At 62.6% G+C, this 22765-nt stretch carries 18 protein-coding genes and 1 pseudogene; 8 read left to right on the forward strand and 11 right to left on the reverse strand.

Annotated features, from left to right (window positions below; all coding sequences use genetic code 11):
* Positions 1-14: 14 nt before the first annotated feature.
* The 4 genes from glyQ to NMG10_RS05940 all read left to right on the forward strand — a co-directional run bounded on the left by glyQ (position 15) and on the right by NMG10_RS05940 (position 4381).
* Positions 15-962 (forward strand): glycine--tRNA ligase subunit alpha, encoded by a 948-nt coding sequence (gene glyQ, locus NMG10_RS05925; protein WP_011531473.1) that lies wholly within the window; start codon positions 15-17, stop codon positions 960-962.
* Positions 959-3013, forward strand: coding sequence for a glycine--tRNA ligase subunit beta (gene glyS / locus NMG10_RS05930; protein ID WP_186712236.1), 2055 nt, complete (start codon positions 959-961; stop codon positions 3011-3013). The genes glyQ and glyS overlap by 4 nt, the downstream gene beginning before the upstream one ends.
* A 4-nt stretch (positions 3014-3017) precedes the next feature.
* Positions 3018-3545 carry a D-glycero-beta-D-manno-heptose 1,7-bisphosphate 7-phosphatase gene (gene gmhB / locus NMG10_RS05935; protein WP_254463956.1) on the forward strand — a complete coding sequence of 176 codons (528 nt, stop codon included), beginning with the start codon at positions 3018-3020 and terminating at the stop codon, positions 3543-3545.
* Positions 3546-3610: 65 nt separating this feature from the next.
* Positions 3611-4381, forward strand: a complete 771-nt coding sequence (locus NMG10_RS05940; RefSeq protein WP_203649224.1) for a 1-acyl-sn-glycerol-3-phosphate acyltransferase — start codon at positions 3611-3613, stop codon at positions 4379-4381.
* A 278-nt stretch (positions 4382-4659) separates the two neighbouring features.
* Here NMG10_RS05940 and NMG10_RS05945 read toward each other — a convergent pair whose 3' ends face one another.
* Together NMG10_RS05945 and NMG10_RS05950 are read right to left on the reverse strand one after the other, a co-directional pair.
* Positions 4660-6279, reverse strand: coding sequence for an MFS transporter (locus NMG10_RS05945; RefSeq protein ID WP_254463957.1), 1620 nt, complete (start codon positions 6277-6279; stop codon positions 4660-4662).
* Positions 6280-6376: 97 nt separating this feature from the next.
* Complete coding sequence (locus NMG10_RS05950; protein WP_254463958.1) at positions 6377-8026, reverse strand: GMC family oxidoreductase; 1650 nt, start codon at positions 8024-8026, stop codon at positions 6377-6379.
* 239 nt (positions 8027-8265) lie between these two features.
* Between NMG10_RS05950 and NMG10_RS05955 the strand changes: the two genes are divergently transcribed.
* Entirely contained in the window at positions 8266-9153 is an 888-nt protein-coding gene (locus NMG10_RS05955; RefSeq protein WP_254463959.1) for a LysR family transcriptional regulator, read from the forward strand.
* Here the strand turns inward: NMG10_RS05955 and NMG10_RS05960 are convergent.
* From NMG10_RS05960 to NMG10_RS05970, 3 genes are read right to left on the reverse strand one after another with little or no spacing between them, the layout of a single operon-like run.
* Positions 9142-9960 (reverse strand): sulfite exporter TauE/SafE family protein, encoded by an 819-nt coding sequence (locus tag NMG10_RS05960; protein ID WP_254463960.1) that lies wholly within the window; start codon positions 9958-9960, stop codon positions 9142-9144. The genes NMG10_RS05955 and NMG10_RS05960 overlap by 12 nt on opposite strands.
* Positions 9957-11237, reverse strand: coding sequence for an FAD/NAD(P)-binding oxidoreductase (locus NMG10_RS05965; protein ID WP_254463961.1), 1281 nt, complete (start codon positions 11235-11237; stop codon positions 9957-9959). Before NMG10_RS05965 ends, NMG10_RS05960 begins: the two co-directional genes overlap by 4 nt.
* Positions 11238-11278: 41 nt before the next feature.
* Entirely contained in the window at positions 11279-12163 is an 885-nt protein-coding gene (locus NMG10_RS05970; protein ID WP_254463962.1) for an MBL fold metallo-hydrolase, read from the reverse strand.
* 248 nt (positions 12164-12411) lie between these two features.
* Between NMG10_RS05970 and NMG10_RS05975 the strand changes: the two genes are divergently transcribed.
* Positions 12412-13710, forward strand: a complete 1299-nt coding sequence (locus tag NMG10_RS05975; protein ID WP_232855436.1) for a sigma-54-dependent Fis family transcriptional regulator — start codon at positions 12412-12414, stop codon at positions 13708-13710.
* Positions 13711-13755: 45 nt separating this feature from the next.
* Here the strand turns inward: NMG10_RS05975 and NMG10_RS05980 are convergent, their stop codons facing one another.
* Both NMG10_RS05980 and NMG10_RS05985 read right to left on the reverse strand, forming a co-directional pair.
* A complete protein-coding gene (locus NMG10_RS05980) occupies positions 13756-14745 on the reverse strand; it encodes a threo-3-hydroxy-L-aspartate ammonia-lyase (RefSeq protein WP_203649241.1) in 990 nt (329 codons plus the stop codon).
* An 89-nt stretch (positions 14746-14834) separates the two neighbouring features.
* Positions 14835-15047, reverse strand: coding sequence for a hypothetical protein (locus NMG10_RS05985; RefSeq protein ID WP_232855501.1), 213 nt, complete (start codon positions 15045-15047; stop codon positions 14835-14837).
* On the opposite strand from NMG10_RS05985, the pseudogene NMG10_RS05990 reads away from it, so the two are divergent.
* Both NMG10_RS05990 and NMG10_RS05995 read left to right on the forward strand, forming a co-directional pair.
* Positions 15006-15221, forward strand: a pseudogene (locus tag NMG10_RS05990) (2Fe-2S iron-sulfur cluster-binding protein); the annotation flags it as partial. The gene NMG10_RS05985 and the pseudogene NMG10_RS05990 overlap by 42 nt on opposite strands.
* 102 nt (positions 15222-15323) lie before the next feature.
* Complete coding sequence (locus tag NMG10_RS05995) at positions 15324-15959, forward strand: LysE family translocator (protein WP_232855435.1); 636 nt, start codon at positions 15324-15326, stop codon at positions 15957-15959.
* 81 nt (positions 15960-16040) lie between these two features.
* Here NMG10_RS05995 and gyrB read toward each other — a convergent pair whose 3' ends face one another.
* From gyrB to dnaA, 4 genes are read right to left on the reverse strand one after another with little or no spacing between them, the layout of a single operon-like run.
* Complete coding sequence (gene gyrB, locus NMG10_RS06000; protein WP_232855434.1) at positions 16041-18461, reverse strand: DNA topoisomerase (ATP-hydrolyzing) subunit B; 2421 nt, start codon at positions 18459-18461, stop codon at positions 16041-16043.
* A 4-nt stretch (positions 18462-18465) separates the two neighbouring features.
* The gene (gene recF, locus NMG10_RS06005) at positions 18466-19569 is read right to left on the reverse strand and encodes a DNA replication/repair protein RecF (RefSeq protein ID WP_028690032.1); all 1104 of its coding nucleotides are present in this window, start codon (positions 19567-19569) and stop codon (positions 18466-18468) included.
* Positions 19570-19584: 15 nt separating this feature from the next.
* Positions 19585-20688 (reverse strand): DNA polymerase III subunit beta, encoded by a 1104-nt coding sequence (gene dnaN / locus NMG10_RS06010; RefSeq protein ID WP_234560797.1) that lies wholly within the window; start codon positions 20686-20688, stop codon positions 19585-19587.
* A gap of 40 nt (positions 20689-20728) precedes the next feature.
* A complete protein-coding gene (gene dnaA / locus NMG10_RS06015) occupies positions 20729-22255 on the reverse strand; it encodes a chromosomal replication initiator protein DnaA (RefSeq protein ID WP_232855433.1) in 1527 nt (508 codons plus the stop codon).
* Between the last annotated feature and the right edge of the window lie 510 nt (positions 22256-22765).

Here is a 22765-nt window from a genome sequence, read left to right on the forward strand (position 1 = left end):
TACAGGTGAATTTCGTGAGCCAGCCTACGCCAGCCGTGCGTACCTTCCAAGACCTGATCCTCGCCCTGCAGAACTACTGGGCCGAGCAAGGTTGTGTGGTGCTTCAGCCCTACGATATGGAAGTAGGCGCCGGCACTTTCCACACCGCTACCTTCCTGCGCGCCGTAGGCCCGGAGACCTGGAACGCCGCCTACGTGCAGCCCAGCCGTCGCCCCGCCGACGGGCGGTATGGCGAAAACCCCAACCGCCTGCAGCACTACTACCAGTTCCAGGTGGTACTCAAGCCGAACCCGGCCAACTTCCAGGAGCTGTACCTCGGCTCGCTGAAAGCCATCGGCCTGGATCCACTGGTTCACGACATCCGCTTCGTCGAAGACAACTGGGAATCGCCGACCCTCGGTGCCTGGGGCCTGGGTTGGGAAATCTGGCTGAACGGCATGGAAGTGACCCAGTTCACCTACTTCCAGCAGGTCGGTGGCATCGAGTGCTACCCGGTCACCGGTGAGATCACCTACGGCCTGGAGCGCCTGGCCATGTACCTGCAGGGTGTGGACTCGGTCTACGACCTGGTATGGGCCGACGGTCCGTTCGGCAAGGTCACCTACGGCGACGTGTTCCACCAGAACGAAGTGGAACAGTCGACCTACAACTTCGAGCACGCCAACGTCGAGAAGCTGTTCGAACTGTTCGACTTCTACGAAAGCGAAGCGAACCGCCTGATCAAGCTGGACCTGCCGCTGCCGACCTACGAAATGGTCCTGAAGGCCTCGCACACCTTCAACCTGCTGGACGCCCGCCGCGCCATCTCGGTGACCGAGCGCCAGCGCTACATCCTGCGCGTACGTACCCTGGCCCGGGACGTGGCGCAAAGCTATCTGCAAGCCCGCGCACGCCTGGGCTTCCCGATGGCCTCTCCCGAACTGCGTGACGAAGTGTTGGCTAAGCTGGAGGCTGCACAATGAGTGCTCAAGATTTCCTGGTTGAACTGGGCACCGAAGAGCTGCCACCGAAGGCCCTCGCCAGCTTGGGCGACGCGTTCCTCGCCGGTATCGAGAAAGGCCTGCAGGCCGCCGGCCTGAACTACACCGGCAAGCAGGTCTACGCCGCGCCGCGCCGCCTGGCCGTGCTGATCCGCCAGCTGGACGTGCAGCAGCCGGACCGCAGCATCAACATCGACGGCCCGCCGGTGCAGGCCGCGTTCAACGCCGAAGGCCAGCCGACCCAGGCCGCCCTGGGCTTCGCCAAGAAGTGCGGCGTGGAGCTGTCGGACATCGACCAGAGCGGCCCCAAGCTGCGCTTCTCCCAGCACATTCCGGGCAAGGCCACCGCCAGCCTGCTGCCGACCATCGTCGAGGATTCGCTCAACGACCTGCCGATCCCCAAGCGCATGCACTGGGGCGCCAGCCGTGAAGAGTTCGTGCGCCCGACCCAGTGGCTGGTGATGCTGCTCGGCGACCAGGTGGTCGATTGCACCATCCTGGCCCAGAAGGCCGGCCGTGAATCCCGTGGCCACCGCTTCCACCACCCGGAAAACGTGCTCATCACCACCCCGGCCAACTACGTCGAGGACCTGCGCAAGGCCCACGTGCTGGCCGACTTCGCCGAGCGTCGCGAGCTGATCAGCAAGCGCACCGCCGAGCTGGCCATGCAGCAGGAAGGCACGGCCATCGTGCCACCGGCGCTGCTGGACGAAGTGACCGCCCTGGTCGAGTGGCCGGTGCCGCTGGTGTGCTCGTTCGAGGAGCGTTTCCTCGAGGTGCCGCAGGAAGCCCTGATCACCACCATGCAGGACAACCAGAAGTACTTCTGCCTGCTGGACAGCGAAGGCAAGCTGCTGCCGCGCTTCATCACCGTGGCCAACGTCGAGAGCCGCGATCCGAAGCAGATCGTCGAAGGCAACGAGAAGGTCGTGCGCCCACGCCTGACCGACGCCGAGTTCTTCTTCAAGCAGGACAAGAAGCAGCCGCTGGAAAGCTTCAACGAGCGCCTGAAGAACGTGGTGTTCCAGGCTCAGCTGGGCACCGTGTTCGACAAGGCCGAGCGCGTTTCCAAGCTGGCCGCCTTCATTGCCCCGTACATCGGCGGCAGCGCCGCCAACGCCGGCCGTGCCGGCCTGCTGTCCAAGTGCGACCTGGCCTCGGAAATGGTCGGCGAATTCCCTGAAATGCAGGGCATCGCCGGCTACTACTACGCCCTGAACGACGGCGAGCCGCAAGACGTCGCCCTGGCGCTGAACGAGCAGTACATGCCGCGCGGCGCCGGCGCCGAGCTGCCGCAGACCCTCACCGGTGCCGCCGTGGCCATCGCCGACAAGCTCGACACCCTGGTCGGCATCTTCGGCATCGGCATGCTGCCCACCGGCAGCAAGGACCCGTACGCCCTGCGTCGTGCCGCCCTGGGCGTGCTGCGCATCCTGATCGAGAAGCAGCTGGACCTGGACCTGGCCGTCGCGGTCGAGTTCGCGGTCAAGCAGTTCGGTGCCAAGGTCAAGGCCGCCGGCCTGTCCGAGCAGGTGCTGGAGTTCGTCTTCGACCGCCTGCGCGCGCGCTACGAGGACGAAGGCATCGACGTCTCCACCTACCTGTCGGTGCGTGCCCTGAAGCCGGGCTCGGCGCTGGACTTCGACCAGCGCGTACAGGCCGTGCAGGCCTTCCGCAAGCTGCCGGAAGCCGAAGCCCTGGCCGCGGCGAACAAGCGCGTATCCAACCTGCTGGGCAAGGCCGAAGGCGCCATCGCCGACCAGGTCGAGCCGAAGTACTTCGACAACGCCAACGAGTTCTCCCTGTACTCGGCCATCCAGCAGGCCGACCAGGCCGTGCAACCGATGGCGGCCGCGCGTCAGTACAGCGAGGCCCTGGCCCGCCTGGCGGCCCTGCGTGACCCGGTCGACGCCTTCTTCGAGGCGGTGATGGTCAACGCCGAGGACGCCAAGGTACGCGCCAACCGTTATGCCCTGCTCAGCCGCCTGCGCGGTCTGTTCCTGGGCGTGGCCGATATCTCGCTGCTGGGGTGAGTCGTTGAAACTGCTGATTCTTGATCGAGACGGAGTGATCAACCACGACTCCGACGCCTACATCAAGTCGCTGGAGGAGTGGATCCCCATTCCCGGCTCGATCGAGGCCATCGCGCAGTTGAGCAAGGCGGGCTGGACGGTGGCGGTTGCCACCAACCAGTCCGGCATTGCCCGCGGCTACTACCCGCTGGAAACCCTCGAGGCCATGCATGCACGCCTGCGCGCGCTGGTGGCCGAGCAGGGCGGCGAAGTTGGCCTGATCGTGCATTGTCCGCACGGCCCGGACGAGGGCTGCGACTGCCGCAAGCCCAAGCCTGGCATGCTGCGGACCATTGCCGAGCACTACCAGGTACCGCTGGCCGACGTATGGTTCGTCGGTGACAGCAAAGGTGACCTGGAGGCGGCCCTGGCCGTCGATGCACAACCCGTGTTGGTGAAAACCGGCAAGGGTGAAAGGACCCTGGAAAAAGGTGTCCCGCAAACTACACTGATTTTCGACGATCTGGCAGCCATCGCCAGAGAACTTATTTAAATGAGTGCGCCAGGAACGGCGCACTTTTCATTAGGCGGGCACGCCCCGCAACGGTACATGCCACTATGTCGATCCTGCAGGCGATCAGAATCTTTCTTTTTTACCTGCTGTTGGGCACCAGTTCGCTGCTGTGGTGCTCGCTGAGCTTCTTTGTCGCGCCTTTCCTGCCGTTCCCCAAGCGCTACCGGTTCATCAACGTCTACTGGTGCCGCTGCGCGCTGTTCCTGGTACGGACGATCCTGCGGATCGACTACAAGATCACCGGCGCCGAGAACGTGCCTGAGGTACCTTGCGTGATCCTGTCCAACCACCAGAGCACCTGGGAGACGTTCTTCCTGTCGGCGTATTTCTCGCCGCTGAGCCAGGTGCTCAAGCGCGAGCTGCTGTATGTGCCGTTCTTCGGCTGGGCCATGGCCATGCTGCGACCGATCGCCATCGACCGGAAGAACCCGAAGGAGGCCCTGCGCCAGGTTGCCAGCCAGGGCGACGAGCTGCTCAAGCAGGGCACCTGGGTGTTGATCTTCCCCGAAGGCACCCGCGTGCCGCACGGTCAGATCGGCAAGTTCTCCCGTGGTGGTACCGCATTGGCGGTGAACGCAGGCCTGCCGGTGCTGCCGATCGCCCACAATGCCGGCAAGTTCTGGCCGCGTGAAGGCTGGGGCAAGCGCCCGGGCACCATCGAGGTGGTGATTGGCGAGCCGATGTACCCGGAGGGGACAGGTCCGCGAGCCATCGCTGAGCTCAACGACCGAGCCCAGGCATGGAACGAGGCGGCCCAACGCGCCATGGGTTCGCTGCCGCCCGCGGCGGAAAAACCCGAGCAGCAGCCTGCCTGACGATCTGTGGATAACGTGTTAGCAATTTTTGGATTAAGCGTCTCCAAACATAGCTAAGTTATTGAATTAGATATTTATTTCCATGTATGACGTTTTTTCGAAAATCGTGCATAAGTTTTTTCCCGCGATAAAAAAACCGGCTTTTACGCCGGTTTTTTTGTGCTCGTTTGATGGTGGCATAGCGAGTACGTGGGAGCGGGCTTGCCCCGCGATGGATGGCACCGGCTGCGCCGGTATCGCGGGGCAAGCCCGCTCCCACGTCGTGTCATCTGTACTGCCTAAACCTTGTCGATATCCACATCCCGAGTCTCTTTCAGGCAGAAGATCCCCACCACCAGGCTCACCCCGGTGATCAGCACCGGGTACCACAGCCCATAGAAGATATCCCCGGTGTACACCACCAACGCGAACGACACCGTCGGCAGGAAACCACCGAACCAGCCGTTGCCGATGTGGTAGGGCAGGGACATCGAGGTGTAGCGGATACGCGTCGGGAACAGTTCGACCATAACCGCCGCCAACGGCCCGTAGGTCATGGTGGCGATCAGGATCATGGCGACGATGAGCACCACCACCATCACCTGGTTCACATGCGCAGGATCCGCCTTGGCCGGGTAGCCGGCGCTATCGATGGCACTGCGCATGGCCGTCTCGTCGAAGCCATTGATGGTCTTGTCGCCGATGCTGACGATCACCTCGCTGCCAGCGACATTCACCGAACTGTAGGGCAGCCCCTGCTTGACCAGGAACGTCTTGACCTTGTCGCACGGGCTGTCGAAGCGTGCCTTGCCCACCGGGTCGAACTGGAAGGTGCAGCCCTTGGGATCGGCGGTGACGACGATCGGCGCCTGGCGACTGGCAGCGTCGATCTGCGGATTGGCGTAATGGCTCAGGGCCTTGAACAGCGGGAAGTACAACACCGTCGCCAGCAAAAGGCCAAGCATCAGGATCGGCTTGCGCCCGACCCGGTCCGACAGCCAGCCGAAGAACACGAAGAACGGCGCACCGATCACCACGCTGATGATCAGCAGGGTGTTGGCCTGGGCCGGGTCCATCTTGAGCATCTGGGTCATGAAGAACAGCACGTAGAACTGCGCGGTGTAGAAGGTCACCGCCTGCCCGGCGTTGATACTGAACAGCGCGGTGAGCACCACCTTGAGGTTGGGCCACGAGGTGAACGACTCACGGATCGGCGATTTGCTCACCTTGCCCTGGGCCTTCATTTTCACGAAGGCCGGCGACTCGTGCATGCTCATGCGGATCCAGGTGGAAATCGCCAGCAGCACGATCGACAGCAGGAACGGCAGGCGCCAGCCCCAGGTTTCGAACTGGTCGCCACTGATATAGCGGCTGGCCAGGACGACGGTCAGCGACAACAGCAGGCCCAGTGTGGCAGTGGATTGGATGAAGCCGGTGTGGAAGCCACGTTTGCCATGAGGCGCGTGTTCGGCGACATAGGTGGCCGCACCACCGTATTCACCGCCCAGCGCCAATCCCTGGAGCATGCGCAGCACTACCAGGATGATCGGCGCGGCGATGCCGATGCTGGCGTAGGTCGGCAACAACCCCACCGCGAAGGTCGACAAGCCCATCAGCACGATGGTCACCAGGAAGGTGTACTTGCGCCCGATCATGTCGCCCAGCCGGCCGAACACCAGCGCGCCGAACGGGCGCACCAGGAAGCCGGCGGCGAAGGCCATCAGGGCGAAGATGAAGGCGGTGGTGTCGTTGACCCCCGCGAAGAACTGCTTGCTGATGACCGCAGCCAGCGCGCCATAGAGAAAAAAGTCATACCACTCGAACACCGTCCCGAGGGATGACGCGAAAATGATCTTGCGCTCTTCACGACGGCTTGGGCTGCTCGCCGCCGCCCCCTGTTCCTGGATGTAATCCGACATCGTTGCTGTCCTCGGCCCGCAGGCCACAGTGATTATTCTTGTTGTTCCACTGCCGGCGACTTGCGACCACAAGCCGCCGCTGTTGCAAACACCCGGGTCAGGGCGTCGGTATCGCGCTGGCGTCGCTGAGGTTGGTCTGGGTATTGGCCCCCTTGAGGATCAGTTGTGCCGCCTTTTCGGCAATCATCAACGTGGGTGAACAGGTATTGCCGGAAACGATCTGCGGCATGATCGAAGCGTCGGCCACGCGCAAGCCTGGGATGCCATGCACGCGCAGCTGGTTATCCACAACGTCGAGCGTGCCGCTGCCCATGCGGCAGGTGCCCACCGGGTGGAAGATGGTGGTGCCGATCTGAGCGGCGGCCTGGTGCAGATCTTCGTCGCTCTGCAGGGCAGGGCCTGGCAAGTACTCGCGAGGATCGAACGCCGCCAGGGCAGGGGCCTGGACGATGCGCCGGGTGAGGCGGATGGCCTCGGCGGCGACGCGCAGGTCCTCGGGGTCACTGAGGTAGTTGGGGTCGATCACCGGCGCGGCATTCATGTCCGCCGAGCGGATGTCGATGCGCCCACGGCTCGCCGGGCGCAGGTTGCACACCGAGGCGGTGAAGGCCGGGAAGCGGTGCAGCGGTTCGCCGAAACGGTCCAGCGACAACGGCTGCACGTGGTACTGCAGGTTGGCGGTTGCCTGCTCGGGGCCTGAACGGGCGAAGGCGCCCAGCTGGCTCGGCGCCATGGCCAGCGGGCCGCTGCGGTCGTAGGCGTAGCGCAGGCCCATGCCCAGCTTGCCCCACAGGCTGTTGGCCATCTGGTTGAGGGTGCGGGTGTTGCGGATCTGGTAGATCAACCGCAACTGCAGATGGTCCTGAAGGTTGCCGCCAACCCCGGGCATATCGTGGCGTACACCGATACCCAGGTCTTCGAGCAGCTTGCGTGGGCCGATGCCGGAGCGTTGCAGAATGCCGGGCGAGCCCACGGAGCCCGCGCACAGGATGATCTCTCGACGGGCGGCGAACTCATGCCAGGCACCTTGCCACAAGGCCTTCACCGCCCGGGCGCGGGTATTGTCGAGCAGCACCTGGTCGACCTGTACGCCCGTCAACACTGTCAGGTTGGGGCGCTTGAGGATGGGCCTGAGAAACGCCTTGGCCGAGTTCCAGCGCACACCGCTGCGCTGATTGACCTGAAAGTATCCACAGCCGGCGTTGTCACCCGTATTGAAGTCGCCGACCTTGGCAATGCCACTCTGCTCGGCGGCATCGCGGAAGGCATCGAGGATCGGCCAGCTGTAGCGCTGCTTCTCGACCCGCCATTCCCCCTCGACGCCGTGGCTGTCGCTGGAGCCGGCGAAGTGGTTCTCGCTGGCCTTGAACAAGGGCAACACATCCTTCCACGCCCACCCGTCATTGCCTTGCTCGGCCCAGCGGTCGTAGTCGGCGGCCTGGCCACGCATGTAGATCATGCCGTTGATCGACGAGCAGCCGCCCAGCACCTTGCCCCGTGGATAACCCAGGCTGCGACCGTTCAGGCCGGGCTGGGCCTCGGTCTTGAGACACCAGTCGGTGCGTGGGTTGCCGATGCAGTAGAGGTAACCGACGGGGATGTGAATCCAGGGATAATTGTCGCGGCCACCCGCCTCGAGCAGCAATACGCGGCACGAAGGGTCGGCGGACAAGCGGTTGGCCAGCAGGCAACCGGCGGGACCGGCACCCACGACCACATAGTCGTAGACAGGATCGGCTGATGGCATGTGCAACCTCGCGCCTGATTATTATTCTTGTCCCGATCCATCTTATTGATTAATTTCGCCGAGGAAACACGAGATTTCGCGCAGCCGTTGTGCGTTTTAGCACAGCGCCATACCTGAGCCGGCCCCTTCGCGGGTAAACCCGCTCCCACAGGGTTATCGCCGAATTCAGGGTCGGCGGTGAGCCTGTGGGAGTGGGTTTACCGGCGAAAGGGCCAGCGCGAACAGCCAAAGGAACAAGCATGTTCGACTGGAACGATCTGCGGTTTTTCCTCGAGTTGCAGCGCAGCGGTCGCCTGCTTACCGCCGCCAAGCGCCTCAACACCACCCACAGCACCGTGGCCCGGCATATCGAGAGCATCGAAAAGCACCTGGGCACCGCGCTGTTCGTCCAGCACGCCCAGGGTTACGAACTCACGCCTTCCGGCCAGGCCCTGCTCAAGCATGCCGAAGCCATGGAGAACGTCGCCCTGCTGGCGCAGGAAGAAATCACCCAGGCCATCACGCCATTGGGCAAGATCCGCCTGGGGGTGACCGAAGGCATCGGCATCATGTTCTTCACCCCGCGCATGAAAGCCTTGTTCCAGCGCTACCCGGGGCTCGAAGTGGAACTGGTGGCGGTGCCGCGGTTCGTCAGCATCCTCAACCGCGAAGCCGAGATCAGCATTCACCTGGAACGCCCCAACGCCGACCTGCTGATCACCCGCAAGCTCACCGACTATCGCCTGGCCCTGTATGCCAGCCAGGACTACCTGGACCGCGCGCCACCGCTGCACAGCCGCGAAGACCTGGCCCGGCACAGCTGGATCGGCTATGTCGACGACCTGCTGTTCAGCCAGGAGCTGCTGTTCCTCAACAGTTTCTGCCGGGCGCCCAACGTGGTGTTCCGCAGCACCAGCGTGATCGCCCAGCAGCAAGCCGCGCAGGCTGGGCTGGGTATTGCCGTGCTACCCAACTACATGGCTCGCCACGACTCCAAGCTGGTGCGTGTGCTGCCCAGCGAGACCATCCAGCGCAGCTACTGGATCTGCACCCGCCGCGAGCTGCACAAGTCGGTACGCCTGCGGGTGTTGTGGGACTACCTGCTGGCGCTGTGCGCTGCCGAACAGGACGAGTTGCTAGCCGAGTAGCGCCTTGCCGGCCAGCAGTACCGCAGCGCTACAGCCCACCACGGCGAACAGCTGCTGCAGACGAGGGCCGGCCAGCTTGCTCGCCAATGGCCGCGCCAGCAAGAGACCCAGCACCGCCCCCACGGCGAACGGCGCCCCGACCCTCCAGTGCATCACCCCCGCCACGCTGGCGCTGACCACGCTGCCGATGGACACCAGGGCGATCACCGCCAGCGAGGTGGCGACGATGCTTTTCATGTTCAGGTTGGTATAGCGGTTCAGTGCCGGGATGATCACGAAGCCACCACCGACACCCAGCAGGCCTGACAGCAACCCCGACAGCATCCCGGTGAATGCCAGCGCCCGGGCGCAGGGCAGGGTCCAGCGCAAGCGCCCCTGCAGCGGGTTAAGCACACAGGGCATGATCTCCCGCTCACCACAGGGTGACTCGCCACGCAGCTCACGCGCCGCCTTGCGCCAGATCCGCAGGCAGGCGTACACCAGCACCCCGGCGAACACCAAGGCCAACGGCGTATTGGGGACTCGGTGAGCGAGCATAAGCCCGAAGGGCGCACAGGCAATCCCGATCACCGCGATAAACAGGGCCGCCCGGTAGCGCACCAGCCCCTGGCGCAGGCCGAGCACCGCACCGACCGCAGCTGCCAGCCCCACCGCCAGCAGGCCGATCGGCGCCGCCTCAACCATGCTCAGCCCCAGGCCGAACACCAGTAGCGGCACCGCGAGGATGCCGCCGCCTGCGCCGGTCAGGGCCAGCACCGCGCCAATGATCGCGCCGAGCCCGGCGCCCAGCAGTTGCTGTTCGATCACTGCTGCGCCTCGACCACCAGAGGTTGCGGCCGGGCCAGCCACTCGCGGCCCTTGAGCATGGCCTTCCAGTACAGCGGCGGCAGGATCTGCGCCTTGAGCAACCAGGCCAGGCGGGTTGGCTTGCGGCCATCGAGCAGCCAGCGCGGGAAGCTCGGCGCGACCTTGCCGCCATAGGTGAACTCGGCCAGGACGATCTTGCCGCGCTCGACCGTCAACGGGCAGGAGCCGTAGCCGTCGTACTGGGCCAGGGTCGACAGGCGACCGAGTGCCACCAGCACATTGTTGGCCACCACCGGCGCCTGCTTGCGGGCGGCGGCGGCGGTCTTGGCGTTGCTGGTATTGGCCACGTCACCCAGCGCGTGGACATTGCCGAACTGGCGATGACGCAGGGTATGGGGATCGACATCCACCCAGCCCGCCGCATCGGCCAGCGGGCTCTGGCGGATGAAGTCAGGCGCCACCTGGGGCGGCACCACATGCAGCATGTCAAAGGCCTCGACCCGGGTCTCGGTGCTGCCGTCGGGGAGGGTACGGATGAACGTGGCGCGCTTGTTCGGACCATCCACCGCCGTCAGGCGATGCTGATAGTTCAGGTCCACGCCGTACTTGTCGATGTAGCTCATCAGCGCCGGCACATAGTCCGGTACACCGAACAGCACCGCCCCGGCATTGAAGAAGCTGGCCCTGACATTGCCCAGGTGCCCATTGCGCAACCAGTGATCGCAGGACAGGTACAGCGCCTTCTGCGGCGCACCGGCGCATTTGATCGGCATCGGCGGCTGGGTGAAGAGGGCGCGCCCCTGCTTGAGGTTCTGCACCAGTTGCCAGGTGTAGGGCGCCAGGTCGTAGCGGTAGTTGGAGGTGACGCCGTTGCGTCCGAGGGTCTCGCTCAAACCCTCGATGGCGTTCCAGTCGAGTTTCAATCCCGGGCAGACCACCAGCTGTTCATAGCTGACCGCACGCCCGTCCTCGAGCACCACCAGCTGCCCCTGAGGGTCGAAGCCCTCCACCCGTGCCTTGATCCAGCGCACGCCACGGGGCAGGGTGGCCGCCATGGTCTGGGCGGTACTCGGTGCCTTGAAAACACCGGCGCCGACCATGGTCCAGCCAGGTTGGTAGTAGTGCACGTCGGCAGGGTCGATCAAGGCAATATCCAGCGACGGGTCACGGGCGATCAGGCTGGAGGCGGTGGCGATACCGGCGGCACCGGCGCCGACGATCACCACCTTGTGGTGGTCGGCACGGGAGGAAACGGCAGGGGACAGCAAGGCAGGCATGGCGGTGTTCCTTGGAAATCTCGTTATGGGTACGGCGTGGCTTACAGCTTGTTCAGCGGGATCTTCAGGTAGCTCACACCGTTGGCTTCAGGTTCGGGGAATTGCCCGCTGCGCATGTTGATCTGCACCGACGGCAGGATCAGCACGGGCATGTCGAGGGTCTTGTCACGGGCTTCGCGCATCTGCACAAAACTCTCTTCACTGACGCCCTCATGAATATGGATGTTTTTAGCGCGTTGCTCGGCCACGGTGGTGACAAAGCAAAGCTCACGACCACCGGGCAGGTAGTCATGGCACATGAACAGCCGGGTCTGGTCGGGGAAGGCGAGCAGGCGACGGATCGACCGGTACAGGGTTCGCGCGCTGGCGCCCGGAAAGTCGCAACGGGCGGTGCCATAGTCGGGGGTGAACAAGGTGTCGCCGACGAACACGGCCTTCTCACCTGCGTCCTCGACCATGTAGCTCATGCACGCCGGTGTATGCCCTGGGGTGTGCAGGGCACGGGCATGCAGGTTGCCGATGCGAAATCCCTCTTCATCTTCGAACAGGACATCGAACTGGCTGCCGTCACGGGCAAAACCCGGCTCGGCGTTGAACAAGGTGCCGAAGACTTTCTGCACCTGGGTGATCTGCGCACCGATCGCGATGCTGCCGCCAAGCCGCTCCTTGAGATAGGCCGCCGCCGACAGATGGTCGGCGTGCACATGGGTATCCAGGATCCATTGCACCTTGGCGTCCAGCGCCTCGACACGGGCGATCAGCTTGTCCGCCGAATCGGTGCAGGTGCGCCCGGACTTGGGGTCATAGTCCAGCACGCTGTCGATCAGCGCGCATTGGCGCGTCTCGCCATCCATGACCAGGTAGCTGATGGTCCAGGTCGCCTTGTCGAAGAATGCTTCGACGTGAAGGTTGTTGCCGATGATCATTGCACTCTCCAGTTATCTACCGGGCCTCCTTGAAGGCATAGGCAGTGGAGGGTGCTTTATCAAGATACATGCCAGCCTTTCAGATAGGACGCCTTCCCCCCGTAGGAGCGGCCTCGTGCCGCGATGGGCTGCGCAGCAGCCCCCATTCGAGCGACCCGAAGGTGACAGTTCCTGGCAGTCGACTGTCAGCCAATGGCAGTGTTTGGCAGTCCTTGCTACCCTCGCCAGGTCCTTCATCTGGTGCTGTCATGCTAGCCGCTTCCCATCCCGCGATCCTCGCGCTGGTGTCCTACCTCGAACACGATGTCCTGCCCAGTATCGTGTTGGACACCGACTACAACATCCTGGCTGCCAACGCGGCGTACCGTCGCCAGTTCGGCAACGAGGAGCACGCGCCGATCGGCGAAAAATGCCACCGGGTCTCGCACCACTATGCCGTGCCCTGCGACCAGGCCGGGGAACATTGCCCACTGCGCAAATCGCTGGACAGCAAGGTGCCGGAGCGCGTGCTGCACATCCATCACACCCCGCGAGGGCCGGAACATGTGGATGTAGAGCTGCGCCCGATCCTCGATCACGAGGGCAGGGTAGTGGCCTTCGTCGAACGCCTGACCAGCGTCACCCTGGCATCGGCACAACCTCAACAACAAGGACTGGTTGGCCGGGCGCCAGCTTTCAAGACCGCCGTGGCCAGTTTGCAACGTGCAGCCCCTGCGCAGATTCCGGTACTGCTCCAGGGCGAGTCGGGCACGGGCAAGGAGCTGTTCGCCCGCGCCTTGCACCTGGGCAGCCCCCGAGCCAATGGTCCCCTGGTGGTGGTGGACTGTACCGGGCTGACCGAGTCGTTGTTCGAGAGTGAACTGTTCGGCTATGAGAAGGGCGCCTTCACCGGTGCGACCCAACGCAAGATCGGCCTGGCCGAAGCCGCTCACGGTGGCACCCTGTTCCTCGATGAGATCGGTGAAGTACCGCTGGCGATGCAGGTGAAACTGCTGCGCCTGATCGAGTCCGGCAGCTTCCGCCCGGTCGGCAGCACGCGTACGGTCCATTCGGATTTTCGCCTGGTCTCGGCCACGCACAAGCCATTGAAAGAGATGGCTGCCGAGGGGACGTTCCGCGAAGACCTGTATTACCGCATCAGCGGATTCCCGATTCGCCTGCCATCACTGCGTGAGCGGGTCGAGGATTTGCCGTTGCTCTGTGAGAGTCTGCTGCAACGCATGGCCGGCAAGCACTCGCCCAAGGTTACCGCCGAAACACTCTCGTGCCTCAACCTGCATACCTTCCCAGGCAACATTCGTGAGCTCAGGAACATCCTGGAACGGGCCAGGCTGTTTGCCGATGACGGTTTCATTCGTCCGGAACATCTGCCCGAAGACATCCATCCGATGTCAGATCAGGGCCACTTGCGCAGTCGGGGGCGCAAAGAAATGGCCGACCTGGCGCACGCCCTGGAAACCTTCAAAGGATCACGCAACGAACTGGCAGCACATCTGGGCATGAGTGAACGCACGCTGTATCGGCGACTCAAAACCCTCGGGCTGTAAATGTTCCACGTGAAACATCCCGAGGATTTGAGTCGTTACCTGCTGTCAGCGGGTCGCGGCGCCCTCGGCTTCGAGTAGCAAACGCGCATAGTGCTGCAGGTCGACGTTACCGCCGGTGAGGATGACCCCGACTCGCTTGCCCCGCAGCCGTTCGCGCAGCTTCACTACCGCTGCTGCCGCCAGGCAGCCGGTGGGCTCGACCAACAGGTTCATGCGCTCAGCCAGAAAACCCATGGCCTGCAGCAACTCCGCGTCCGATACCGTGACCATGTCGCTCACCAGCTGCTGGATCAATGGAAAGGTGATCGTCCCCAGCGACTGCGACTGCGCGCCGTCGGCCAGGGTCGCTGGCGTGTCGATGCTCACCAGTTTGCCGGTGCGGAAGGACTGCTGACCGTCGTTGCCGGCCTCGGGTTCGACCCCGATCACTTCGCAGTCGGGGCTGCGTAAATGCGCCGCCAGGGCACAGCCGGAAATCAGCCCACCGCCGCCCACCGGTACCAGCAATACGTCCAGCGGGCCAGTCTCCTCGAACAGCTCGAGCGCCGCGGTGCCTTGCCCGGCGATCACATCCGGGTGATCGAACGGAGGGATCAGCGTGTAACCGTGATCCAACTGCAACTGACGGGCGATGGCGAGACGGTCTTCGCGGTAGCGGTCATAGGCGACCACAGTGGCACCGTAGCCTTCGGTGGCTGCCCGTTTTGCCGCAGGGGCGTCGGCGGGCATCACGATCACCGCCGGCATACCCAGCTCCCGGGCGGCGAGGGCGACGCCCTGGGCGTGGTTGCCAGACGAATAAGCGACCACTCCGCGTTGCCGGCTGGCCGGATCGAGCCGCATCAGCGCATTGAGCGCGCCACGAATCTTGAAGGCGCCCATGCGCTGAAACTGTTCGCACTTGAAGAAGACCTGCGCATCAACCCGGGCGTCGAGGGTGGAGGAGGTGAACACAGGAGTACGGTGGACATGGCCTTGCAGGCGATCGGCTGCGGCTTGCACGTCCTGGACTGTAGGTAGCGATTGTTCGGTCATGGCGATTCCTTGGCACGAAGACACGCACGGCAGCCAGATTAGCTGCCGTGCGCGTGTTTTACGAGAGGCTGTGCCTCGCGTCTCGCTGATCAGTGGGTCGAAGCCGCCACCAACTGGTTGAGGTGACTGACACCGCCCATCAGGGTGCCGCCCCGGGTTTCAAAACCGACCATCCCTTTCCAGCCGGTGTACTGCATCGCATCGACCAATGCCGGGAAATTGAGGGTGCCGCGGCCCAGCGCGCTGGCGAGTTTCGACCCGGGCGCGGCAGCCTGATCGACACGCTGCTCGACGCAGGTCATCTGGTCTCGTTCAGCTGCCGGGAAGGGGTGTGCGGCTCCTGCGAAACCACTGTGCTGGAAGGCACGCCCGACCACCGCGACTTCGTGCTCAGCCCTCACGAGCAGGAAGCAGGGAAGACGATGATGATCTGCGTGTCGGGTTGCAAGTCGCCTCGCCTGGTGCTGGACCTGTAAAGACCGCCGGTAATCGCAAGCGGTGCCGGCCATTCATGAGCAGGGCAACTATCTGTTACAGTCCGTCGAATCTATGTGGTGTTCCCCAGGAGATGTACAAGGATGTCGCTTCACGAATGGTTCGGTTTTGTCGTCGTCGCCATGCTGGTTACCCTGACCCCAGGTCCCGGGGTCATCATGGCGCTGTCCAACTCGGTGGCCTACGGACCGCGACGGGCGATGCTCGGCTCGATCGGCAACGCCTTCGGCTTGCTGGCAATCTCGGCCGCCACCAGTGCCGGGTTGGGGGTGGTGCTACAGGCGTCCGCCACCGCCTTACTGCTACTCAAGGTGCTCGGCGCGAGCTACCTGATCTACCTGGGCGTCAAGCAGTGGAGGAGCCGCACCAGCGCCTTCGACAAACTCGACCAGCCGGCCGGGCGCGCCTCCACCAATAACAGGCTGATGCTCAACGGCGTGACGGTGGCGCTGACCAACCCCAAGGCGATCCTGTTCTTCGCAGCGTTCCTGCCGCAGTTCATCCGTCCGGGCAGTGATTCGACCGTGCAGCTGGGCATTCTCGTACTGACCTTCGCGGCCTGCTCGATCGTCTCCCACGCCTTCTATGTGACCCTGGCCCAGGTGCTGCGTCGCAAGCTCGCCTCGCCGAACCGTGCGCGGTTGATGAACCGGCTGTTCGGCGCCTCGTTCGTGGCGCTGGGAGCGAGCCTGTTCACCGTTCAGGCGAAAGTTGCCTGAATATCAGTCATACCTGCTGATTCAAAAAAAAAGCCAATACTCGCGTATTGGCTTTTTTCTTTTGCGTGTCCGACCGAAAGATCAGAAGTCCAGGTTGGACACCGACAGCGCATTGCTTTCAATGAAGTCGCGACGCGGTTCGACCGCATCACCCATCAGGGTGTTGAACAGCTGATCGGCGGCGATGGCGTCCTCGATGGTCACCTTGAGCATGCGGCGCACGGTCGGATCCATGGTGGTTTCCCACAGCTGGTCCGGGTTCATCTCACCCAGCCCTTTGTATCGCTGGATGGTGTGGCGCTTGGTGCTTTCGTTCATCAGCCAGTCGAGGGCTTCCTTGAACTCGGTAACTGCCTTGCGACGTTCGCCACGCTGAACATAGGCGCCGTCGCCCAGCAAGGTACCCAGCTTTTCACCCAGGGCAACGACAGTCTTGTAGTCATTGCTGCCGAAGAAGTCACGGTTGAAGGTGACATAGCTGGCCAAACCATGGGATGTCGTTTCAACGACAGGCAGCCAGAGGTTGCGCTCCTTGTCCTCATGCAAGTCGGCTTTATAAACCAGACCGGAGCGCTGGCTGTTATCCAGGCGCTGCTGGAACGCCTTCAGCCAATCGTCCATCTGCGCCTTGTTGGCCAGTTGCTCGAGGGAAACCTTATTCAGGTAGATGAAGTGCTCGGTCAGCTCTTCCGGGTACAGACGCGACAGACGCTTCAACGTCTTCATCACACCGCGGAATTCATTTACTAGGGCTTGCAGCTGAACACCGGAGACGGCTGGCGCAGCTTCGTCCAGGTGCAGGCTGGCATCCTCAAGGGCCGACTGGGTCATGTATTCTTCCATGGCCTCGTCGTCCTTGATGTACTGCTCCTGCTTGCCTTTCTTCACCTTGTACAGCGGTGGCTGGGCGATATAGATGTAGCCACGCTCGACCAGCTCCGGCAGCTGCCGGAAGAAGAAGGTCAGCAGCAGGGTACGGATGTGCGAACCGTCGACGTCAGCATCGGTCATGATGATGATGTTGTGATAACGCAGCTTGTCGATGTTGTACTCTTCGCGGCCGATGCCACAACCCAGTGCGGTGATCAGCGTGCCGACCTCCTGAGAAGAGATCATCTTATCGAAGCGCGCTTTCTCGACGTTGAGGATCTTGCCCTTGAGCGGCAGGATCGCCTGGGTGCGGCGGTTACGGCCTTGCTTGGCCGAACCACCTGCGGAGTCACCCTCCACCAGGTACAGTTCGGAAAGGGCAGGGTCCTTCTCCTGGCAGTCGGCCAGTTTGCCCGGCAGGCCAGCGATGTCCAGCGCGCCTTTGCGGCGCGTCATCTCACGGGCTTTACGCGCCGCTTCACGGGCACGGGCAGCGTCGATCATCTTGCCGACCACGGCCTTGGCTTCGTTGGGGTTCTCCAACAGGAAGTCGGCGAAGTACTTGTTCATCTCCTGTTCCACGGCGGTCTTCACCTCCGAGGAAACCAGCTTGTCCTTGGTCTGCGAGCTGAACTTCGGATCCGGCACCTTGACCGAGATGATCGCGGTCAGACCTTCACGGGCGTCGTCACCGGTGGTGGCGACCTTGTTCTTCTTCGCCAGACCTTCCTGCTCGATGTAGCTGTTCAGGCTACGGGTCAGCGAGGAACGGAAACCGACCAGGTGGGTACCACCATCGCGCTGGGGAATGTTGTTGGTGAAGCACAGCAGGTTTTCGTTGAAGCTGTCGTTCCACTGCAGGGCGACTTCGACACCCACGCCATCGTCACGCTGGACGTTGAAGTGGAAGACCTGGGAATTGACCGGGGTCTTGTTGGTGTTCAGGTATTCAACGAATGCGCGCAGGCCGCCTTCGTACTTGAAGAACTCTTCCTTGCCGCTGCGCTCGTCCTTCAGCAGGATGCCAACACCCGAGTTCAGGAACGACAGCTCGCGGATACGCTTGGCGAGAATGTCCCAGCTGAAGTGGATGTTCTTGAAGGTTTCAGCCGAGGGCTTGAAGTGGATGTGGGTACCGGTGGTTTCGCTCTCACCGACGACCGCCATCGGCGCCTGTGGCACACCATGGACGTAGGTCTGTTCCCAGATCTTGCCGCTACGACGAACGGTGAGCACCAATTGCTCGGACAGGGCGTTCACCACCGAAACACCTACGCCGTGCAGACCGCCGGATACCTTGTAGGAGTTGTCGTCGAACTTACCGCCGGCGTGCAGGACGGTCATGATGACCTCGGCTGCGGAAACGCCTTCTTCTTTATGCACGTCGACTGGAATGCCACGGCCGTTGTCACGGACGCTGATGGATTCGTCCGGGTGAATGATGACGGTGATGTCATCGCAGTGACCGGCCAGGGCTTCGTCGATCGAGTTGTCGACCACCTCGAACACCATGTGGTGCAGGCCGCTGCCGTCATCGGTGTCGCCAATGTACATGCCGGGACGCTTGCGTACGGCATCCAGCCCTTTCAGCACCTTGATGCTGGAGGAGTCGTACGTTTGATTTTCGCTCATGCCTTCACTCCCGATGGTCGTGGGTCTGGGTGATACGGCCTTGTTCCACGTGGAACAAGGCGACTGGCGTTTCCGTCTGCCAGCCTTCCCTCAGAAATTCGTGGTCTACACAGGTGATGAACACCTGGCAGTTCAATTCTTCAAGCAAGCGGCACAGGGCGCGGCGGTGCTGCTCGTCCAACTCGGACGGCAGGTCATCCACCAGATAAATACACTGACCGCGACGAACCTGGCTGACCAGATGTCCCTGGGCAATGCGCAGGGCACAGACCACCAGCTTCTGCTGCCCGCGCGAGAGGATGTCGGCCGCGTTGTTCGCGCCCAATCGCAGGCGCAGATCAGCACGCTGTGGCCCGGCCTGGGTATGGCCCATCTGCTGATCGCGAAGGAGAGAGGTTGCGAGGACTTCGTTGAGTTCCCGGTCCTTGTCCCAGCCTCGGTAGTAGCTCAGGGTCAGCCCGTCCAGTTCGACCAGCTCGCTCAGGGTACGCTCGAAGACAGGCTTCAAGGCCTTGATGTAGTTGCGACGGTATTCATCTATTTCCGCACTGGCGAGACATAACTCCCGATCCCAGGCGGCTTGCGAAACGGCATCAAGTGTACCATGCCGCAGCCATGAGTTCCGCTGCCGCAAGGCCTTCTGCAGGCGCTGCCAGGTCGCCATGAAACGAGGTTCCACGTGGAACACGCCCCAGTCGAGAAACTGCCGGCGCACCTTGGGCGCACCTTCAAGCAGGCGGAAACTGTCCGGGTTGATCAGTTGCAGGGGCAACATCTCGGCCAGTTGCGCGGCACTGCGCGCATTCTGGCCGTCGATACGGATGGTGAAATCACCCTGCCGCTCCCGTGAAACACCCAGGTTGCTGGTACCACCTTCGGCCAGTTCGACCTGACCGAATACGGTACAGGTCGGCTGCTCGTACTGAATCACCGGGTTCAACCGGGTGCTGCGGAACGAGCGGGCGAGCCCCAGCAGGTGCACGGCTTCGAGCACGCTGGTCTTGCCACTGCCGTTGGCGCCGTAAAGGATGTTGATGCGGGGGGAGGGTGAGAGGGTCACCGGGTGCAGGTTGCGCACCGCGGTGACCGAGAGACGTCGAAGGGACATGTCGCCTGCTATGGCTTACAGACGCATCGGCATGACAACGTAGGACGAGTCGTCATTGCCGGCTTCCTGCAGCAAGGCGCTGCTGTTGGAGTCGGACAGAATCAGGCGAACCTGTTCAGTGGTCATGACACCCAGCACGTCCAGCAGGTAGCTGACGTTGAAACCGATCTCCAACGAGCTGCCGTTATAGTCGACGCTGATCTCTTCTTCCGCTTCTTCCTGCTCCGGGTTGTTGGCCTGGATCTTCAGCTGGCCGGCGGCCAGTTGCAGACGGATGCCGCGGTACTTCTCGTTGGACAGGATCGCGGTACGGCTGAACGCCTCGCGCAGCGCCTGGCGGTCACCGATCACCAGCTTGTCGCCGCCCTTGGGCAGGACGCGCTCATAGTCCGGGAACTTGCCGTCAACCAACTTGGAGGTGAAGGTGAACTCACCAGTGGTGGCACGGATGTGATGCTGGCCCAGGACGATGCTGACCATGCCTTCCGGATCGGTGAGCAGGCGCGCCAGCTCGAGGATACCCTTGCGTGGCACGATGACCTGATGGCGTTCAGCCTGGCCGATCGCCGCCTGCATGGCGCACAGCGCCAGACGGTGGCCATCGGTGGCGACGGCGCGCAGGGTATCGGTGGACACTTCCAGCAACATGCCGTTGAGGTAATAGCGTACATCCTGCTGGGCCATGGCGAAGCTGGTGCGCTCGATCAGGCGGCGCAGCTTGCTCTGTTCCAGGTTGCAGGTCAGCGAGCCTGGGCCTTCCTCCACGGTCGGGAAGTCATTGGCCGGCAGGGTGGACAGGGTGAAACGGCTGCGGCCAGCCTTGACCAGCAGCTTCTGCTCGTCGACCTTGATGTCGATCAGCACATCGCTGGGCAGGCTCTTGCAGATGTCCATCAGCTTGCGCGCCGGAACAGTGATCTCGCCCGGCTCCGCAGGCTCTTCCAGCTGGACGCGGCCAACCAGTTCGACTTCCAGGTCGGTACCGGTCAACGACAGCTGCTGGCCTTGCACGACCAGCAGGACGTTGGACAGGACCGGCAAGGTCTGGCGGCGCTCGACGACGCCTGCGACCAGTTGCAGGGGTTTCAACAGGGCTTCGCGTTGAATGGTGAAATGCATGGTCTAGTCCCTTGCCTTCAATTAGCTGCGCAGACGGCCATCAGGTCGTCAGCGTGCGCAGCAGGTTCTTGTAGTCCTCGCGGATGTCCGCGTCGGATTCCTTCAATTCGTTGATCTTGCGGCAGGCGTGCAGAACGGTGGTGTGGTCGCGGCCGCCGAACATGTCACCGATCTCCGGCAGACTGTGGTTGGTCAGCTCTTTCGACAACGCCATGGCCACCTGACGTGGTCGCGCAACGGAGCGCGACCGCCGCTTGGACAGCAGATCGGAGATCTTGATCTTGTAGTACTCGGCCACGGTGCGCTGGATGTTATCCACACTGACCAGCTTGTCCTGCAGCGCCAAAAGATCCTTGAGCGATTCACGGATCAGCTCGATGGTGATGTCGCGGCCCATGAAGTGCGAGTGGGCAATCACCCGCTTCAGGGCGCCTTCGAGCTCACGCACGTTGGAGCGGATACGCTGGGCGATGAAGAACGCGGCATCGTGCGGCAGCTCGACCTTGGCCTGGTCGGCCTTCTTCATCAGGATCGCCACGCGGGTTTCCAGCTCCGGCGGCTCGACGGCCACCGTCAGGCCCCAGCCGAAGCGGGACTTCAGGCGCTCTTCCAGGCCTTCGATCTCCTTCGGGTAGCGGTCGCTGGTGAGGATCACCTGCTGGCCGCCCTCGAGCAGGGCGTTGAAGGTGTGGAAAAACTCTTCCTGGGAACGCTCCTTGCGGGCGAAGAACTGGATGTCATCGATGAGCAACGCATCGACCGAACGGTAGAAGCGTTTGAATTCGTTGATCGCGTTCAGCTGCAGCGCCTTGACCATGTCGGCGACGAAACGCTCCGAATGCAGGTAGACCACCTTGGCGTTCGGGTTCTTCTTCAGCAGGTGGTTACCCACAGCGTGCATCAAGTGCGTCTTACCCAGGCCGACGCCACCATAAAGGAACAGTGGGTTGTAGCCGTGCTTGGGGTTGTCGGCAACCTGCCAGGCTGCGGCCCGGGCCAGCTGGTTCGACTTGCCTTCGACGAAGGTTTCGAAAGTGAACGTGCGGTTCAGGTAGCTGGTGTGCTTCAGGGCACCCTCGACCTGCACCGTACGCTGCTCGGTACGCCCACTGGCAACCGGAGCGGTCGCGATCTCGGCCATGCTGTCGAAGCTGTCGCGCGAAGAAGGTTCTTCGACTTCGGCAACCTGCGTCGGCTCCACCACAGGTGCACTGACAGGCTCGAGCACCGGCGCTGCCTGCTGCACCTGCGCCTGTTGCGCAAGGGTTGCCGCGACGGCGGCACTGACAGGGGCGTTGGGAGCGGCACGGGCTGCGGAGCTGCGACGGCTGCCTATTAATAAGGAAAGGGCGGGAGCGATACCGCTGCCCTGTTCACCCAGCAGTTCGAGCAGGCGGCCAAGGTACTTTTCATTGACCCAGTCGAGCACGAAGCGGTTGGGCGCATAGACGCGCAACTCGTCGCCTTCGGCTTCGACCTGTAGCGGGCGGATCCAGGTGTTGAATTGCTGGGCAGGCAGCTCATCGCGCAGAAGCTCCACGCACTGCTGCCAAAGTTCCACTGACACGGATATCCCCTGAGTTGAAAGCCGGATGAGGCAAAAACAAACCGCCATTGTACCGGGCGGGCGGTCAGTTATCCACACGTGACGCCACCCACTATCAGGGTAAATCCGCCAAAAAACGACTCGAACACCACTCATGCACTGTTGATAAGCCCTGTGGATAACAGCACCTGTGGGCTATGCACAACCCTGGGTTCTGATCTGTGGATAAATCGGCTGTGGATAAACACTCTTTTCCCCCACAGGTTTTCCTCACCCCAGGCACAGACAGAACACCCCTTACCGACAAGGTTATGGTTTTCTGTACAGCCCGCAGTTAAAGGGCTCAAATAGGTTATCCACAGAAGGTTATCCACCTAAGATCTATAAGTTCTTCAGAAAAGCTTTTTATATGCCTCTTCTGTTTTTTTGATTTGCCCGCTTTCAGGTCAGCCAGGTCGAGGTAGCACCCATCGACCTGCCTCGACCTTCCATAAGGAAAGGCTGGTTGGAAATTGACCTATCGCCTTGCTT

It is taken from the genome of Pseudomonas sp. DVZ6 (genome assembly GCF_024259445.1).
Taxonomy (GTDB): Bacteria; Pseudomonadota; Gammaproteobacteria; order Pseudomonadales; family Pseudomonadaceae; genus Aquipseudomonas; species Aquipseudomonas peradeniyensis.

Excerpts from the sequence above, each read along its gene's own strand:
- glyS (WP_186712236.1), top strand. The coding sequence starts at position 959 with ATGAGTGCTCAAGATTTCCTGGTTGAACTGGGCACCGAAGAGCTGCCA.
- NMG10_RS05940 (WP_203649224.1), top strand. The coding sequence starts at position 3,611 with ATGTCGATCCTGCAGGCGATCAGAATCTTTCTTTTTTACCTGCTGTTG.
- NMG10_RS05945 (WP_254463957.1), bottom strand. The coding sequence starts at position 6,279 with ATGTCGGATTACATCCAGGAACAGGGGGCGGCGGCGAGCAGCCCAAGC.
- NMG10_RS05950 (WP_254463958.1), bottom strand. The coding sequence starts at position 8,026 with ATGCCATCAGCCGATCCTGTCTACGACTATGTGGTCGTGGGTGCCGGT.
- NMG10_RS05955 (WP_254463959.1), top strand. The coding sequence starts at position 8,266 with ATGTTCGACTGGAACGATCTGCGGTTTTTCCTCGAGTTGCAGCGCAGC.
- NMG10_RS05965 (WP_254463961.1), bottom strand. The coding sequence starts at position 11,237 with ATGCCTGCCTTGCTGTCCCCTGCCGTTTCCTCCCGTGCCGACCACCAC.
- NMG10_RS05970 (WP_254463962.1), bottom strand. The coding sequence starts at position 12,163 with ATGATCATCGGCAACAACCTTCACGTCGAAGCATTCTTCGACAAGGCG.
- NMG10_RS05975 (WP_232855436.1), top strand. The coding sequence starts at position 12,412 with ATGCTAGCCGCTTCCCATCCCGCGATCCTCGCGCTGGTGTCCTACCTC.
- NMG10_RS05980 (WP_203649241.1), bottom strand. The coding sequence starts at position 14,745 with ATGACCGAACAATCGCTACCTACAGTCCAGGACGTGCAAGCCGCAGCC.
- NMG10_RS05985 (WP_232855501.1), bottom strand. The coding sequence starts at position 15,047 with ATGACCTGCGTCGAGCAGCGTGTCGATCAGGCTGCCGCGCCCGGGTCG.
- NMG10_RS05995 (WP_232855435.1), top strand. The coding sequence starts at position 15,324 with ATGTCGCTTCACGAATGGTTCGGTTTTGTCGTCGTCGCCATGCTGGTT.
- gyrB (WP_232855434.1), bottom strand. The coding sequence starts at position 18,461 with ATGAGCGAAAATCAAACGTACGACTCCTCCAGCATCAAGGTGCTGAAA.
- recF (WP_028690032.1), bottom strand. The coding sequence starts at position 19,569 with ATGTCCCTTCGACGTCTCTCGGTCACCGCGGTGCGCAACCTGCACCCG.
- dnaN (WP_234560797.1), bottom strand. The coding sequence starts at position 20,688 with ATGCATTTCACCATTCAACGCGAAGCCCTGTTGAAACCCCTGCAACTG.